The organism is Bacteroidota bacterium (assembly GCA_008933805.1).
Lineage (GTDB): Bacteria > Bacteroidota > Bacteroidia > UBA8524 > UBA8524 > SB11.
In genome coordinates, this window is sequence record WBUH01000002.1 from 269,613 (window position 1) to 281,909 (window position 12,297).

15 protein-coding genes are annotated in these 12,297 nt (G+C 42.2%); 7 read left to right on the forward strand and 8 right to left on the reverse strand.

Going from position 1 to position 12,297, the window contains the following annotated elements; genetic code table 11:
• Nucleotides 1-41 precede the first annotated feature (41 nt).
• Nucleotides 42-686 (forward strand): pyridoxamine 5'-phosphate oxidase, encoded by a 645-nt coding sequence (gene pdxH, locus F9K23_03255; GenBank protein KAB2918176.1) that lies wholly within the window; start codon nt 42-44, stop codon nt 684-686.
• 81 nt (nt 687-767) lie between these two features.
• Here the strand turns inward: pdxH and F9K23_03260 are convergent, their stop codons facing one another.
• Nucleotides 768-890 carry a 30S ribosomal protein THX gene (locus F9K23_03260; protein ID KAB2918177.1) on the reverse strand — a complete coding sequence of 41 codons (123 nt, stop codon included), beginning with the start codon at nt 888-890 and terminating at the stop codon, nt 768-770.
• A 243-nt stretch (nt 891-1,133) separates the two neighbouring features.
• On the opposite strand from F9K23_03260, the gene F9K23_03265 reads away from it, so the two are divergent.
• A complete protein-coding gene (locus F9K23_03265; protein ID KAB2918178.1) occupies nt 1,134-1,955 on the forward strand; it encodes an SDR family oxidoreductase in 822 nt (273 codons plus the stop codon).
• A 76-nt stretch (nt 1,956-2,031) separates the two neighbouring features.
• On the opposite strand, the gene msrA is transcribed toward F9K23_03265, so the two are convergent.
• The 3 genes from msrA to F9K23_03280 form a co-directional block, all read right to left on the reverse strand.
• Nucleotides 2,032-2,706 (reverse strand): peptide-methionine (S)-S-oxide reductase MsrA, encoded by a 675-nt coding sequence (gene msrA / locus F9K23_03270; protein KAB2918306.1) that lies wholly within the window; start codon nt 2,704-2,706, stop codon nt 2,032-2,034.
• 35 nt (nt 2,707-2,741) lie between these two features.
• Nucleotides 2,742-3,128 carry a bleomycin resistance family protein gene (locus F9K23_03275; protein KAB2918179.1) on the reverse strand — a complete coding sequence of 129 codons (387 nt, stop codon included), beginning with the start codon at nt 3,126-3,128 and terminating at the stop codon, nt 2,742-2,744.
• A 102-nt stretch (nt 3,129-3,230) separates the two neighbouring features.
• Nucleotides 3,231-4,103, reverse strand: coding sequence for a glycosyltransferase family 2 protein (locus F9K23_03280; GenBank protein ID KAB2918180.1), 873 nt, complete (start codon nt 4,101-4,103; stop codon nt 3,231-3,233).
• 211 nt (nt 4,104-4,314) lie between these two features.
• Between F9K23_03280 and F9K23_03285 the strand changes: the two genes are divergently transcribed.
• From F9K23_03285 to F9K23_03300, 4 genes are all read left to right on the forward strand, one after another.
• Entirely contained in the window at nt 4,315-4,608 is a 294-nt protein-coding gene (locus tag F9K23_03285) for an RNA-binding protein (GenBank protein KAB2918181.1), read from the forward strand.
• Nucleotides 4,609-4,717: 109 nt separating this feature from the next.
• Entirely contained in the window at nt 4,718-5,959 is a 1,242-nt protein-coding gene (locus F9K23_03290; protein KAB2918182.1) for an amino acid ABC transporter substrate-binding protein, read from the forward strand.
• Nucleotides 5,960-5,962: 3 nt separating this feature from the next.
• Nucleotides 5,963-7,186, forward strand: a complete 1,224-nt coding sequence (locus F9K23_03295) for a hypothetical protein (GenBank protein ID KAB2918183.1) — start codon at nt 5,963-5,965, stop codon at nt 7,184-7,186.
• 18 nt (nt 7,187-7,204) lie between these two features.
• A complete protein-coding gene (locus F9K23_03300; GenBank protein ID KAB2918184.1) occupies nt 7,205-7,897 on the forward strand; it encodes an ATP-binding protein in 693 nt (230 codons plus the stop codon).
• Here the strand turns inward: F9K23_03300 and ribD are convergent.
• Entirely contained in the window at nt 7,872-8,891 is a 1,020-nt protein-coding gene (gene ribD, locus F9K23_03305; protein KAB2918307.1) for a bifunctional diaminohydroxyphosphoribosylaminopyrimidine deaminase/5-amino-6-(5-phosphoribosylamino)uracil reductase RibD, read from the reverse strand. The two genes, F9K23_03300 and ribD, sit on opposite strands and share 26 nt — an antisense overlap.
• 115 nt (nt 8,892-9,006) lie before the next feature.
• Between ribD and prmC the strand changes: the two genes are divergently transcribed.
• On the forward strand, nt 9,007-9,888 hold the full coding sequence (prmC, locus tag F9K23_03310) for a peptide chain release factor N(5)-glutamine methyltransferase (GenBank protein KAB2918185.1): 882 nt from the start codon (nt 9,007-9,009) through the stop codon (nt 9,886-9,888).
• A 59-nt stretch (nt 9,889-9,947) separates the two neighbouring features.
• On the opposite strand, the gene F9K23_03315 is transcribed toward prmC, so the two are convergent.
• The 3 genes from F9K23_03315 to F9K23_03325 form a co-directional block, all read right to left on the reverse strand.
• On the reverse strand, nt 9,948-10,139 hold the full coding sequence (locus tag F9K23_03315) for a cold-shock protein (GenBank protein ID KAB2918186.1): 192 nt from the start codon (nt 10,137-10,139) through the stop codon (nt 9,948-9,950).
• A gap of 50 nt (nt 10,140-10,189) precedes the next feature.
• Nucleotides 10,190-11,434, reverse strand: a complete 1,245-nt coding sequence (locus F9K23_03320) for a DEAD/DEAH box helicase (protein ID KAB2918187.1) — start codon at nt 11,432-11,434, stop codon at nt 10,190-10,192.
• A 240-nt stretch (nt 11,435-11,674) separates the two neighbouring features.
• Entirely contained in the window at nt 11,675-12,130 is a 456-nt protein-coding gene (locus F9K23_03325; GenBank protein ID KAB2918188.1) for a cold shock domain-containing protein, read from the reverse strand.
• Nucleotides 12,131-12,297: the final 167 nt, after the last annotated feature.

The following is a 12,297-nucleotide window of genomic DNA, read 5'->3' on the forward strand; positions in this document are numbered from 1 at the left end:
TTGCAAATTAACTGGAAACTAAAAACAGGAAACTGAACACCATGACCAAGACTCTTGCAGAAATAAGGACGGATTACCAAAGTGCAAGCCTGAACGAAAGTGATATGCTTGCTGACCCTTTTGCGCAGTTTGACAAATGGTTTCGTGAGGCAATGGAGGCAGAAGTATTGGAAGTGAATGCCATGAACCTTGCCACTGCCACACCTGACGGTAAACCGGCTTCAAGAATTGTGTTATTGAAAGGGTTGGATGAAAGGGGTTTTACGTTTTACACCAATTACCACAGCGATAAAGGACAAATGCTGGCGGTTAATCCCCACGCTGCTCTAAATTTCTTTTGGCCTGAACTTGAAAGGCAAGTACGTATAGAAGGGGAGGTTGAAAAAGTATCTTCGCAAGAGTCTGATGAATATTTTGCTTCAAGACCCAAAGGCAGCCAAATTGGTGCGTGGGTTTCAGAACAAAGCTACGAGATTGAAAGCAGGGAAGAACTTGATAAAAAGCTGGAAGAATTAACCGCATTTTATGCTGATAAAAGTGTGATGCGTCCGCCCCATTGGGGAGGCTACAGAGTTGTGCCACATACCGTTGAGTTTTGGCAAGGTCGCCCCAGCCGTTTGCACGACCGCCTTAAATACATTAAAGGGGGAGAGGGCTTTTGGAAATTAGTACGCTTATCACCCTGAGATAAACACTTAACTAAAGCGCATAAAAAAAACCGACTAGCCTGGCTAATCGGTTTTTTTATTTATCACGCAGTTGCGTAATTAGCTTTTTTTAGCGGCTTTGGTTTTAGCTGCTTTTACTTTTTGTAGTTTGTGAGGGCGTGAGTTTCCGTATGAACCCAATGTAATTTTGCCCTTTTTGCTTCTTTTATCGCCTTTACCCATAGTAGTATTTTTTAATCTGATTTTAAAAGGATTGCAAAGATGCAATTTTTGGATAAAAACAGCAAGGGCAAATATTGGTGTACGTTTACAGTTTTTAGTTTTAAGTGTTGGGTTTGTGGCAAATGTTAAGCTAATGATAACGGCAGCCCGTGTTACGGATGTAAGCTGCTTCTTAAGTTTTAGTCTGTACCGCCTTGCAAGCCATTTATTTTTCTTAAACTTGTGCCCATAAATAACAAACCGATGGCTAATAACTTATTGAAAGGAAAACGCGGCATCATTTTCGGTGCTTTGGATGAAAACTCGATAGCTTGGAAAGTTGCCGAACGCTGCCACGAAGAGGGCGGGCAATTTACGCTTACCAATGCTCCCATAGCTTTGCGCATGGGTGCAATTAATGCCCTTGCTGAAAAAACGGGTGCTAAGGTTATTGGTGCTGATGTGACTTTGACCGAGGACTTGGAGAAACTGATTGATGAATCGCAAGAGGTGTTGGGCGGCAAGCTTGATTTTGTGCTACACTCGGTAGGTATGTCGCTAAACATACGCAAAGGCAAGCACTACACCGATTTGAACTATGATTTTATGCACAAAACGTTGGATATATCGGCAATGTCGTTCCACCGTTTGATGAATATTTTGTATCGCAAAGATGCTGTGAACGAGTGGGGATCAATATTGGCTCTTACTTACATAGCTGCACAACGTACCTTCCCTGATTATAACGAGATGGCCGACACCAAAGCATTGCTTGAGTCGGTTGCCCGTAGCTTTGGCTACCACTACGGTAAAACAAAGAAAGTACGTGTAAACACCATTTCGCAATCGCCTACAATGACTACAGCCGGACAAGGCGTGAAAGGGTTTGATGCATTTTTTGATTATGCTGAAAAACTTTCGCCATTGGGTAATGCCCCTGCCGAAGCTTGTGCTGATTATTGCGTAGCGATGTTTAGCGATTTGACCCGCTATGTTACCCAACAAAACCTTTTCCACGATGGTGGTTTCTCATACACAGGAGTAAGCCAAGAAATCGTAGAAATTATTAAAAACGCAAACGAATAATAGTTTCAGATAAAAACAATACCCCCGATGAAGGTTGCTGCCTTTATCGGGGGTATTTTATTTCTTGAACAGCTAATTACTGTGCCGCTTCTTTTTTCAGCTTGTCTTTAAAAACCTTTTTAAACTTATCTACTTTGGGTTTAATCACCATGCGGCAATAAGGTTCTTCGCCGTTTTCGTTAAAGTAGTTTTGGTGGTAATCTTCAGCTTTGTAAAACTCAGTGTAGGCACTTATTTCAGTTACTACAGGGTTTGCAAACGCCTGCGAGTCATTTAATGCCTTTTTATATTTTTCGGCAAGTACTTTCTGTTCCTCGTTGTGGTAAAATACCACACTGCGGTATTGTGTACCACGGTCGGCACCTTGTTGGTTCAGCGTTGTTGGGTCGTGGGTTTGCCAAAACACCTCTAACAGTTCGTCAAAAGAAATTTTATCAGGATTGTAAGCTATTTGTATCACCTCCGCGTGTCCGGTAAGCCCGCTACAAACTTCGCGGTAAGTTGGGTTTTTAATTTTGCCGCCGCTATATCCGCAGGCTACACTTTTTACACCTTTTAAATCTTGAAATACAGCTTCTACACACCAAAAGCAACCTGCGCCAAAGGTGGCAGTATCAAGCCTTGTGTTACTATCGTTCATGTTTGTTTGTGTTTTTTTATCAGAAGTATTTGCAAATACACTGCTCACCTTTTCTACACTAGAGTTGGTTTGCTGTTTTGGCTTGCATGCTGCCGCCAAAGGGATAACCATTATAATGATAAGCAGTTTTGTAAGTTGCATACAACTTACTTAGCAATAGGCTTGCCAAAACACAAAATGTAACCGTTGTTATCACGGATGGCAAACTCGCGCATACCGTATTTAAAATCCTCGATAGGATATACTACTTCGGCGCGGTCTTTCACAAACGTCCAAATAGTATCCACATCATTTGCATATATGTACAGGTTACCTGTAAGCTTAGCTCGCACATTACCTTCAACCTCGTTGGGTTTGGCAAAAATTATCCAAACATTATCGCGGCGAAGCATCACCCAAAAAATATCCCCCTTGTTTTCCATCTTACCATCAATAGTAAACCCAAGTGTTTCAGTATAAAACATCAGGGTGGCGTTCATGCTCCAAGTTTCAAGTGCGGGTATAAGTCCGGTGAATTTTACGGGTGATTCCATGATTGCAAAAATAGGGTTAAGAATACTTATGTGTTATAATATCAATGATTTTAATACGAAAATCTACAAAATGAGCTCGCAATTGACAGTGTAATTTACTGATTAAAAACTTTTAATACGGGCTTTTAACTTCTGCAACTTTGTTGCTGAGGTTTCAACAGGCTCAACGGCAGGCCCTGTAAAAACTTCGCCACGCTTAATGTAAGCGGCATTGAATAAACCGGGGGTGATTTCCCATTTTTTTATAAACTGCCTGTAACCGTTGTTCTTCTTTATACGTAAGGTAGATTTTGAACCAAAATGATACACACGGCTTGCAGCAGCCCCCTTAAACAAGCGTACTCCTGCGTGCCAAAGTTTCATACTAAAATCAGGGTCGCTGTACATACCGGGTGAGAACTCAGTACTGTAACCGCCTACCAAGTCCCAAGTTTTTATGTGCACAATGTTAGGAGGCCAAGTAGCACCCATCCAGTCCTTCTTCTCAAACTTGGCAAAATCGTTCAACAGTTCTGCTTCTTTAAAGGTAGCAAGGTCACGACCGTAATCATGCGGGGCAATCACACAGGGGTTTCCGCTGTCATACGGTTCAATCATCGTAGCCGATATAAAAAACAATGAGTGTCCTATTGCCTCTACCTCATTTAATAATGCAGCATCCCAATTGGGCAATACGTACATATCGTCGTTCATATATACTATATAGTCCGTATAGGCCAATGTGCGGGCTGCGTTTAGCGCAAAGCAAATGCCCACGTTTTCAGGGCTGTGGGTGTAATCAATTTTTTGTTCCTCAAGCCATTGCAGGGTGCCGTCGCTACCATCGTTTACGTGCACCACAATCTGGTGCGCAAATGTTGAATTTTTGCGTATGCTGTTTACACAAGTTTTCAGGTAGCCCAAGTTGTTCCAGCTGGGCAACAATATGGTGAACTTTTCTTCCCCTTTTTGGGTATGGCTGTGGTACGAAATCATTTGCAGGCGCAAAAGTAACGAAGATTGTATTTAGTATTGCTATGGGCTTTGAAGCTTGAAAACACAAGCAGGTTAGTGATATACAAAAAATAATCCGCATTAGCTAAAAAAAATTAGCAATATGTGAAACCGATTTATATCTTTGTTAATAAGAGGGTAACACAGTTAGGCTGATGCTTTCGGAAATTTTTAATTAACAAATAACAAAACAATGACCATTTATGTAGGAAACCTTAGCTACCAGGCCGGTGAGCAAGAGTTAGCCCAACTTTTCTCTGATTACGGAGAAGTTACTTCAGTAAAAATTGTTAAAGATATTCAAAGCGGCCGCCCTCGTGGCTTCGCTTTCGTTGAGATGGCGACTGAAGAGTCTGCCGATCGCGCTATCGAAGACCTAAATGAAACTGAGTTTTTATCACGCAAGCTTGTTGTGAACAAAGCCCGCCCAAAAACTAACGACCGTCCATCAGGCGGTGGTGGTGGCGGCTACAACAGGAGGTACTAAAAAATACTTCTAACCACGATTTAAAGCCAAACATAGTATTATGTTTGGCTTTTTTGTTGACTCCGTAAAGTTTTAACATAGCCTTTAAAACACTACCTTTGCAGTACTCATGAAAGCCCCCTGCCAATTAATAGCCTTTTTTTTAATAGCTCTGGCAAGCTGCGGCAGCACGCGAACAAGTAACTCATTCACACCTGTTCCCGTTGAGCCCTCAGCAACGGTAGCGCCTTTGGAAATAGAGCCGAAAACAGACTCTCTTGCCGTAACCAAAACCCCGAAACAAGCAGCCAAGAAAAACTTAGGACCTTTTAAAGTGGCATTATTACTACCGCTAAACATCGGTCCCGGAGAATATAAACTTGACGATGTTTTTGCGGATTACTACGAAGGGGTATTGATGGGTTTGGACTCGCTTAAAAAACTTGGGATGGAGGTTATTGTAACCGTTTACGATACCAAGAACGATACCGCAGCAGTTAAAAAAATTACATGGAAAAAGGAGCTTGAAGAGAGTGATGTAATTATAGGGCCAACGTTTAAAAACGGGCATACCATGCTTTCAAAGTATGTGAAGGCGCGTGAAATTGCTCTTGTTTCTCCGTTTTCAAATGCCAATATGTGGACCGACAGTAATCATTATTCAATGTACTGTACTCCCGATGATAAATCGTATGCGGCTGCTTTGGCGGCGCATATTGCTAAACATCACCCCAATGCAAACCTTGTATTGGTAAACGATAACAGCAAAGAGGATAAAGATTTTTTGTGGCGATTTAAAGTGGCTGCCCGCGAGTTGGGATTAGAAAAGTGGAAGGACGTTACCTACCAAAAAGGGTCGGATATTTTACCCCAACTGCAAAAAGGAGACGGCGATACCAACATCATTATTACTCCTACATCAAACGAAAAAACTGCGCAATTGCTGCTAACCAATCTGAAAAATGACGGTGGTAGCCATGTGAATCTACTTTTTACACTTGAAAGTTGGTTAAATTTTAAAAACACCAACTACCAAACTTATGAGCTTTGGGAGCAAAACCACCTGCATATTTTAACACACTATTTTGCTGATGATTATGCAAAAGATGTGATTGCGTTTAAAGCAGCATATAAAGAACGCTTTGCAACAATTCCGAGCGACTTTGCCTTTAGAGGGTTCGACCATATTGTTGCGATGGGCATTTTGTTTATGAACGGCAAAGGGGATAATCTTGCCGAATCAGCAGAAGAAATGGAAGTTAAAGGACTGCACAATACTTTCAAATTCAGGTTTAACGGGCGTGCACTTGAAAACCGCTCGGTAAACATCATCGAGTTTTCAGAATACCGTTTTCAACGTATTAATAAATAACAGTTGTCATATTTTCATTCATACCTCACTGCGGCGTCAAACCTTATTAAGGCATACACTCCGCCCCAACCGCTACATCTATACCTAAAAAAATATTTCTCAGCCCAAAAAAAGCACGGCAGCAGGGATAGAAAAATCATATCGGCTTTGTGCTATGCGTATTACCGCATGGGCACCAACTTTGATGGGCAACCCATTGAGGCTAAACTACTGGCGGGCATCAGCCTTTGCCAGCCTGAGTTACTTCCCGCCGATGCTTTACCGTTGGTGCAGCAATATTTACCTTTTGTTGATGAACCGTTTTTTGCCGCAACGGTTGAAGAAAAGATAACTGTTTTGCAAGCCCAAGCAGGGTTTGAGGCCGAGAAGCTATTTCCGCATACGGGGCAATTATCTCCTTTGCAAAACAAGGAAGAGTTTTTATTAGCCCGATTGCAACAACCGTTGGTATGGCTACGTGCTAAAAAAGGGAAGCGTGAAAAACTGGTAGAGTTACTGACGGAGGCGAAAGTCAACTCATTTAGCCATCCTTTATTGCCTAATGCAGTAGGCTTACCGCAACAAACCAATATAGAGCAGGTATTGGGTAACCGGTATTATCATTGGGGTGAGGTGCAGGATGCTGCATCGCAACAAACGGGTACTTTTATAGAAATGCGACCCTCTGAAAAGGTGTGGGATTGTTGCTGCGGGGCAGGTGGAAAAAGCCTAATGCTGCGTGATATTGAGGCAAAGATAGAGTTGTATAGTAGTGATGTTCGACCGCAAATACTGCAAAACCTGCACGAGCGGTTTAAGGTTTCAGGATTGGCAAGACCTTTTACCGCGGTTAAAGACATTAGCAATGTGAGCGGCGAGGGAATTTTGTTTGAAAACAAAAGCGAGTATAAAACGGCCAAAGGCCCTTATTTTGATACGATTGTAGCCGATGTGCCCTGCACAGGAAGCGGTACTTGGGCACGCACCCCTGAGCAAGGGTATTATTTTACCATAGCTCAGATAGAGGCGTTTGCTGCCAAGCAACGCACCATTGTTGCCAATGCAGCCCCGTACTTGAAAAAAGGGGGAAGGTTGTTCTACATCACCTGTTCGGTATTTGCGGCTGAAAACGAAAACCAATTACCGTATTTTGAGGGATTGGGATTAAAGACCGTATCACAACAACTAATAGAAGGTTGGCAACACCAAGCCGATGGTATGTTTATTGCCTGCCTGCAAAAACAGTAACGGGTGTAAAAACAATAAATGTTAATGAAGGCATTTATTTATTGGAGCGGAGGCAAAGATGCTACAATGGCTCTGCACGTTTTTGTGCAACAATACGGTATAGTGCCCCAATTACTGCTGTGCCGGACTTCACCTGAAGGAAGCGTAGCCGCCCATGAAATACCTGCTTCGCTTATTCAGGAGCAGGCAAAAGCGCTAAATATTCCAGTTAAAATAATTGAACTGCCCCCCTTTGCTCCCAATACGGTGTATGAAGAAACGATGGGAGCGGTGCTACAGCAATTAGTTGTCGAAGGCTTTACCCATGCCATTTTCGGTGATATATTTTTAGAAGAGTTAAAAGCGTATCATCAAACCATACACCAACAATACGGTATCGCTTGTGTTTTCCCTTTGTGGGGCAAACCTACGCACATACTTTGTAATGAGATTATTGATAGCGGGATTGAAACCATCATCGCTTCCGTAAACTTAAAACATTTAGCAGCAAACCTTACGGGAAATTTTTATGATGATGCGTTGATAGCTTCGTTGCCCGAAGGAGTAGATAAGTGTGGGGAGAATGGGGAGTTTCATACGTTTGTACTCAATGCCCCTCTATTTTCAAAACCTGTTAAAGTTAAAAAAAGAAACCGTGATACAGTTACTTACCACACGGGTACAGCGTACGAAACTACGATGGCGTTTATTCGGTTGGAAGTAGCTGAGTAATTGTATCACTACCTAACGTTTGGGTAGTAAACACAGAGCCGTTTATGTGGGGAGCCTCAATTCCGTGACCCCAAGTTTTATCCGAAGTAATCACTAAGGCTTCATCCCAAAGTCGGACATCAATAAACTGCTGTAATGTGGCTGCGCCACCCTCCACCAATACCGATTGAATATTGTGTTTGTTAAGCCCCTCTAAAACCTCCGGTATAAGCGGTTGTTCAAAATCAGTTTTGCAATAATGTATGTGCCCGTCTTCTTGCTCGATTGTTTCATTAAAAACAATTACCCGTGCATCATCTTTAAAAATGTTGAACGTTTTAGGGACTTCCAACTTACGGTCAATTAATACCCTTGTCGGGTTTTTTCCTTGCCAAAGCCTTGCTGTAAGCGAAGGATTGTCCAGCAAGGCTGTATTTTTTCCAACCAAAATGGCGTCTTCTTCGGTACGTAAGCGGTGCACCCAAATATTGGTTTCGGCATTGCTAATCCCTTTGTCCAAGTCGTTTTCATTGGGCAAGCGGCCTATAAAACCATCGGCAGTTTGTGCCCATTTCAGCAATACATAGGGACGCTTTTTTTCATTAAAACAAAAGAAACGGCGGTTTTGATAGCGGCATTCCTCTTCAAGTACTCCTACCGTTACCTCAATGCCCGCATTTTTAAGTTTTTCAATCCCTTTACCGGCTACCAAACTAAAAGTATCGGTAGTACCTATTACCACCCGTTTTAATTGGTGTTTTGTTATCAAATCAGCACAGGGCGGTGTTTTTCCGTAATGGGCACAAGGCTCCAACGTTACATATAATGTGCTTTGCGGTAGGAGGCTTTTATCAGCTACCGCGTTTATTGCATTCACTTCGGCATGGGCTTGGCCGTATGCGTGGTGGTAGCCTTCGCCCACAATAACACCATTGTGCACTACAACACAGCCTACCAAAGGGTTGGTACTCACCCGTCCTGCCCCTAATTGGGCAAGTTGCAGGCAGCGTTCCATGTATAATTCGTCAGTGGTCAAGTGTATTAATTTAAAAAAGGCCGTATTTTGGTGTTAAAATTGCAACAAAAATAGGCATTCACAGGCCAATAACAGGCCTTAATAACAACATACTATTCTTACTTTAGCCAACAATATCACACTTTTTGCAAAGCAGCAGCAATGCTCGCTGGTGTTGCAAAATATCTACCCCAAAAACGAGGCCGACAGTATTGTGCAATACGTATTTACCGAGGTGCTGAAACTTAGCCCTGTGCAATTACGCATGAACAAAGATGAAATACTAAAACCCATTGAAGCCGAAGCGATAGACCTTGTGTTGCAACGCTTGCTTACCCACGAGCCCGTGCAGTATATTTTGGGGGTAGCCTACTTTTACGGCCTGCGTTTGGTGGTTCATCCGGGGGTATTGATACCCCGACGGGAAACCGAAGAGTTGGTAGAGTTGATTGTGAAACAAAATACGGCAGCCGCCCCTCGTATGCTTGATATTGGAACGGGTAGCGGGTGTATAGCTATTACACTGAAACACAGTTTACCTGCGGCTGAGGTATATGCTATTGATGCTTCAGAAACTGCTGTGCGACTGGCAAGGCAAAATGCTTTGAGTTTGCTGCAACGCGATAAAGAGAATAAGTTTTTGCTGCGCGATATTTTTGATACTGCTTGGTGGGATGAGCTGGGGAGTTTTGATACCATTGTATCAAACCCGCCTTATGTAACTGAAAGTGAAAAGGCAGAAATGCAGCCCAATGTGCTGGCGTTTGAACCGGCTGAGGCTCTTTTTGTGCCTGATGCCGACCCGTTGAGGTATTACAGTACCATTGCTGATTTTGCGTTAGTAAACTTAAATGCAGGCGGTAAGTTGTATTTTGAAATTAACGAGCAATTTGGTGTTGAAACCAAGCAAATGCTTGAAAAGAAAGGCTTTGTGCCTGTTGAAGTATATGCAGATATGCAAGGCAGGCAACGTATGATAAGTGCGGTAAAGCCCTAAAAATAAAAAAAAGGCCGGTTTTCAATATATCCGGCCTTTCCAATCGGTTGTTTCTTCGATTACGCCCTTCTTACGTTGGCGGCATTAAGGCCCCTGTTCGATTCTTTTACTTCGAACTCAACGGTGTCATCTTCTCTCAACTCATCTTTGCATTCAGAGATGTGAACAAAAATGTCGGCACCGCCGTTGTCCCTTTTGATGAAACCGAAACCTTTAGATTCGTTAAAAAATTTAACTGTACCTTTTTCCATAAAATTTATTTGATTGTGTTATTTAAAATTGGGTTTTAGAATTTAATAGCTTACGCGCTGTACGCCCTTGAACGGTTGTTGTTACGGCGGCTTCTTGCATAAGCGGCTTTGTGATTGCGTTGTTGCTGTTGTATGCTTTTGGGCGGTGCAGCTACTGCAAATGTTTGTGCGTAGGGATGATCCTCAATTACGTCAACAGTTTTCTTAATCAGTTTTTGTATATCGCGTAGGAAGTCCATTTCATCAGCAGCGCAAAACGACATGGCTATACCATTTTCGCCCGCCCTGCCTGTACGACCGATGCGGTGTACGTATGATTCGGCTTCGTTGGGAATATCGTAATTGATTACGTGGCTTAGTTTTTCAACATCAATACCGCGCGATGCTACATCCGTTGCTACCAATACGCTGATGGTTTTGTCTTTAAACTGCTTTAGTGCTTTTACACGCTCGTTTTGAGATTTGTTACCATGTATTGCCATTGCTGCAATACCGTCGCGTTTCAGTTCCCTTACCACCTTGTCGGCACCGTGTTTAGTACGTGTAAAAACAAGGGCATGCTCAATGGCATTGCCAACAATCAGGTGTTTTAGCAGCAATTTCTTATCGTCTTTGCTTACATAATATACTGATTGTTCAACCAATTCGGTAGTAGATGATACGGGACTAACCTCAACCTTTATGGGGTTACGAAGTATCGTTTCAGACAAGGTCATTATCTCTTTAGAGGCCGTGGCCGAAAAGAAAACGGTTTGACGCTTGAAAGGCAGTTTAGCGATAATCTTTTTGATATCGTGTATAAAGCCCATATCCAGCATACGGTCGGCTTCATCAAACACAAGGTATTTCACTTGCGATAGTTTCACAATGCTTTGTTGCACCAAATCAAGCAACCTGCCGGGGGTGGCAATTAAAATATCAACCCCGTTGCGCACTTCTTTTGCTTGGTGGTATTGTGATACGCCTCCAAAAATTACGGTATGTTTAAGTACTGTGTTTTTGCTGTATGAGTCTATGTTTTCGCTTATTTGCAATGCAAGTTCGCGGGTAGGGGCTAAAATAAGAGCTTTAACAGTGGCTGCTGTGCCCGGTATTTTTTCGGCATCCAGCATTTGTATAATGGGTAATGCAAAGGCTGCTGTTTTTCCTGTGCCTGTTTGGGCACATCCAAAAATATCTTTTCCGTCTAATATATGAGGGATAGCTTTGCTTTGGATAGGAGTGGGGGTTGTGTAACCCAGTTCGTCAAGTACGTCGGTTAACTTCGCACTGAGTTGTAACTTTGAAAATGTCATTAACTATTTATATAATATTTCTTCATACTTATCAGCAGGTATATGTGAATATAACTTAGCCATTCACGGCCTGTGTTAAAGAAAAGTGTAAAATTATTCGGATTGTAGAAGGGGGTACAAACAGATTGAGATACAATCTTCCTTAAGAAAGTAATACAAAGGTAATGCTTTATCTGAGTAAAATATCATTTTTCTGAAAAAGAATGACTTACACGGGATTCGTGTTCAGTCGAACACGAATTACCCGATAATAGTAACATTAGTGGCAGTAAGCCCGCGGGGTCCTTTTTCAGCAATAAAAGTAACTTTATTATTTTCTTTTACAGGCTTAATTAAACCGTTTGCGTGAACAAAAACAGTTTCACCTGTTTTGGCATCTTTTATAAAACCATACCCTTTTGAGTCATTAAAAAAGGTAACGGTACCTGTTCTTATTGCATCAGCTGCATCTTCGGGCTCGCGGTGTGCGGCTCCGGTTACAATGTCTTCGGTGCGTATTTCACGCATTTTCTTGGGGTCGGGCGGAGTATTAGATATGTTCCCGTTTTCATCCACATAAGCCATCATCTCTTCAAGGCTTTTGCCTTTTTTGTAATTGGCTTTGCGCTCTTCTCTTTTCTCCTCTTTCTCTTTCCTTTTTTTCTGCTTCTTTTTGTCGTTTTCTTTTTTGCCTTGTGTTTCTTTTGATCTCGCCATAGAGTATTAATTATTTTAGATATCCATTTGGTCCGATCAGATTGGTTAGAAAATAGCAGAATAAGTGGATGGTGCAAAGGTACAAACAGTTATTGGTTCTTTAGCATGCTTGTAAATTTTTAACACACAACATTCTTTAAACCTATATGCTGCCTAATGTGTACCCT

Excerpts from the sequence above, each read along its gene's own strand:
- F9K23_03275 (KAB2918179.1), bottom strand. The coding sequence starts at position 3,128 with ATGGAATCACCCGTAAAATTCACCGGACTTATACCCGCACTTGAAACT.
- F9K23_03300 (KAB2918184.1), top strand. The coding sequence starts at position 7,205 with ATGTTAATGAAGGCATTTATTTATTGGAGCGGAGGCAAAGATGCTACA.
- F9K23_03265 (KAB2918178.1), top strand. The coding sequence starts at position 1,134 with ATGGCTAATAACTTATTGAAAGGAAAACGCGGCATCATTTTCGGTGCT.
- ribD (KAB2918307.1), bottom strand. The coding sequence starts at position 8,891 with ATGGAACGCTGCCTGCAACTTGCCCAATTAGGGGCAGGACGGGTGAGT.
- pdxH (KAB2918176.1), top strand. The coding sequence starts at position 42 with ATGACCAAGACTCTTGCAGAAATAAGGACGGATTACCAAAGTGCAAGC.
- F9K23_03285 (KAB2918181.1), top strand. The coding sequence starts at position 4,315 with ATGACCATTTATGTAGGAAACCTTAGCTACCAGGCCGGTGAGCAAGAG.
- F9K23_03325 (KAB2918188.1), bottom strand. The coding sequence starts at position 12,130 with ATGGCGAGATCAAAAGAAACACAAGGCAAAAAAGAAAACGACAAAAAG.
- F9K23_03290 (KAB2918182.1), top strand. The coding sequence starts at position 4,718 with ATGAAAGCCCCCTGCCAATTAATAGCCTTTTTTTTAATAGCTCTGGCA.
- F9K23_03260 (KAB2918177.1), bottom strand. The coding sequence starts at position 890 with ATGGGTAAAGGCGATAAAAGAAGCAAAAAGGGCAAAATTACATTGGGT.
- F9K23_03320 (KAB2918187.1), bottom strand. The coding sequence starts at position 11,434 with ATGACATTTTCAAAGTTACAACTCAGTGCGAAGTTAACCGACGTACTT.
- F9K23_03280 (KAB2918180.1), bottom strand. The coding sequence starts at position 4,103 with ATGATTTCGTACCACAGCCATACCCAAAAAGGGGAAGAAAAGTTCACC.
- msrA (KAB2918306.1), bottom strand. The coding sequence starts at position 2,706 with ATGGTTATCCCTTTGGCGGCAGCATGCAAGCCAAAACAGCAAACCAAC.
- F9K23_03315 (KAB2918186.1), bottom strand. The coding sequence starts at position 10,139 with ATGGAAAAAGGTACAGTTAAATTTTTTAACGAATCTAAAGGTTTCGGT.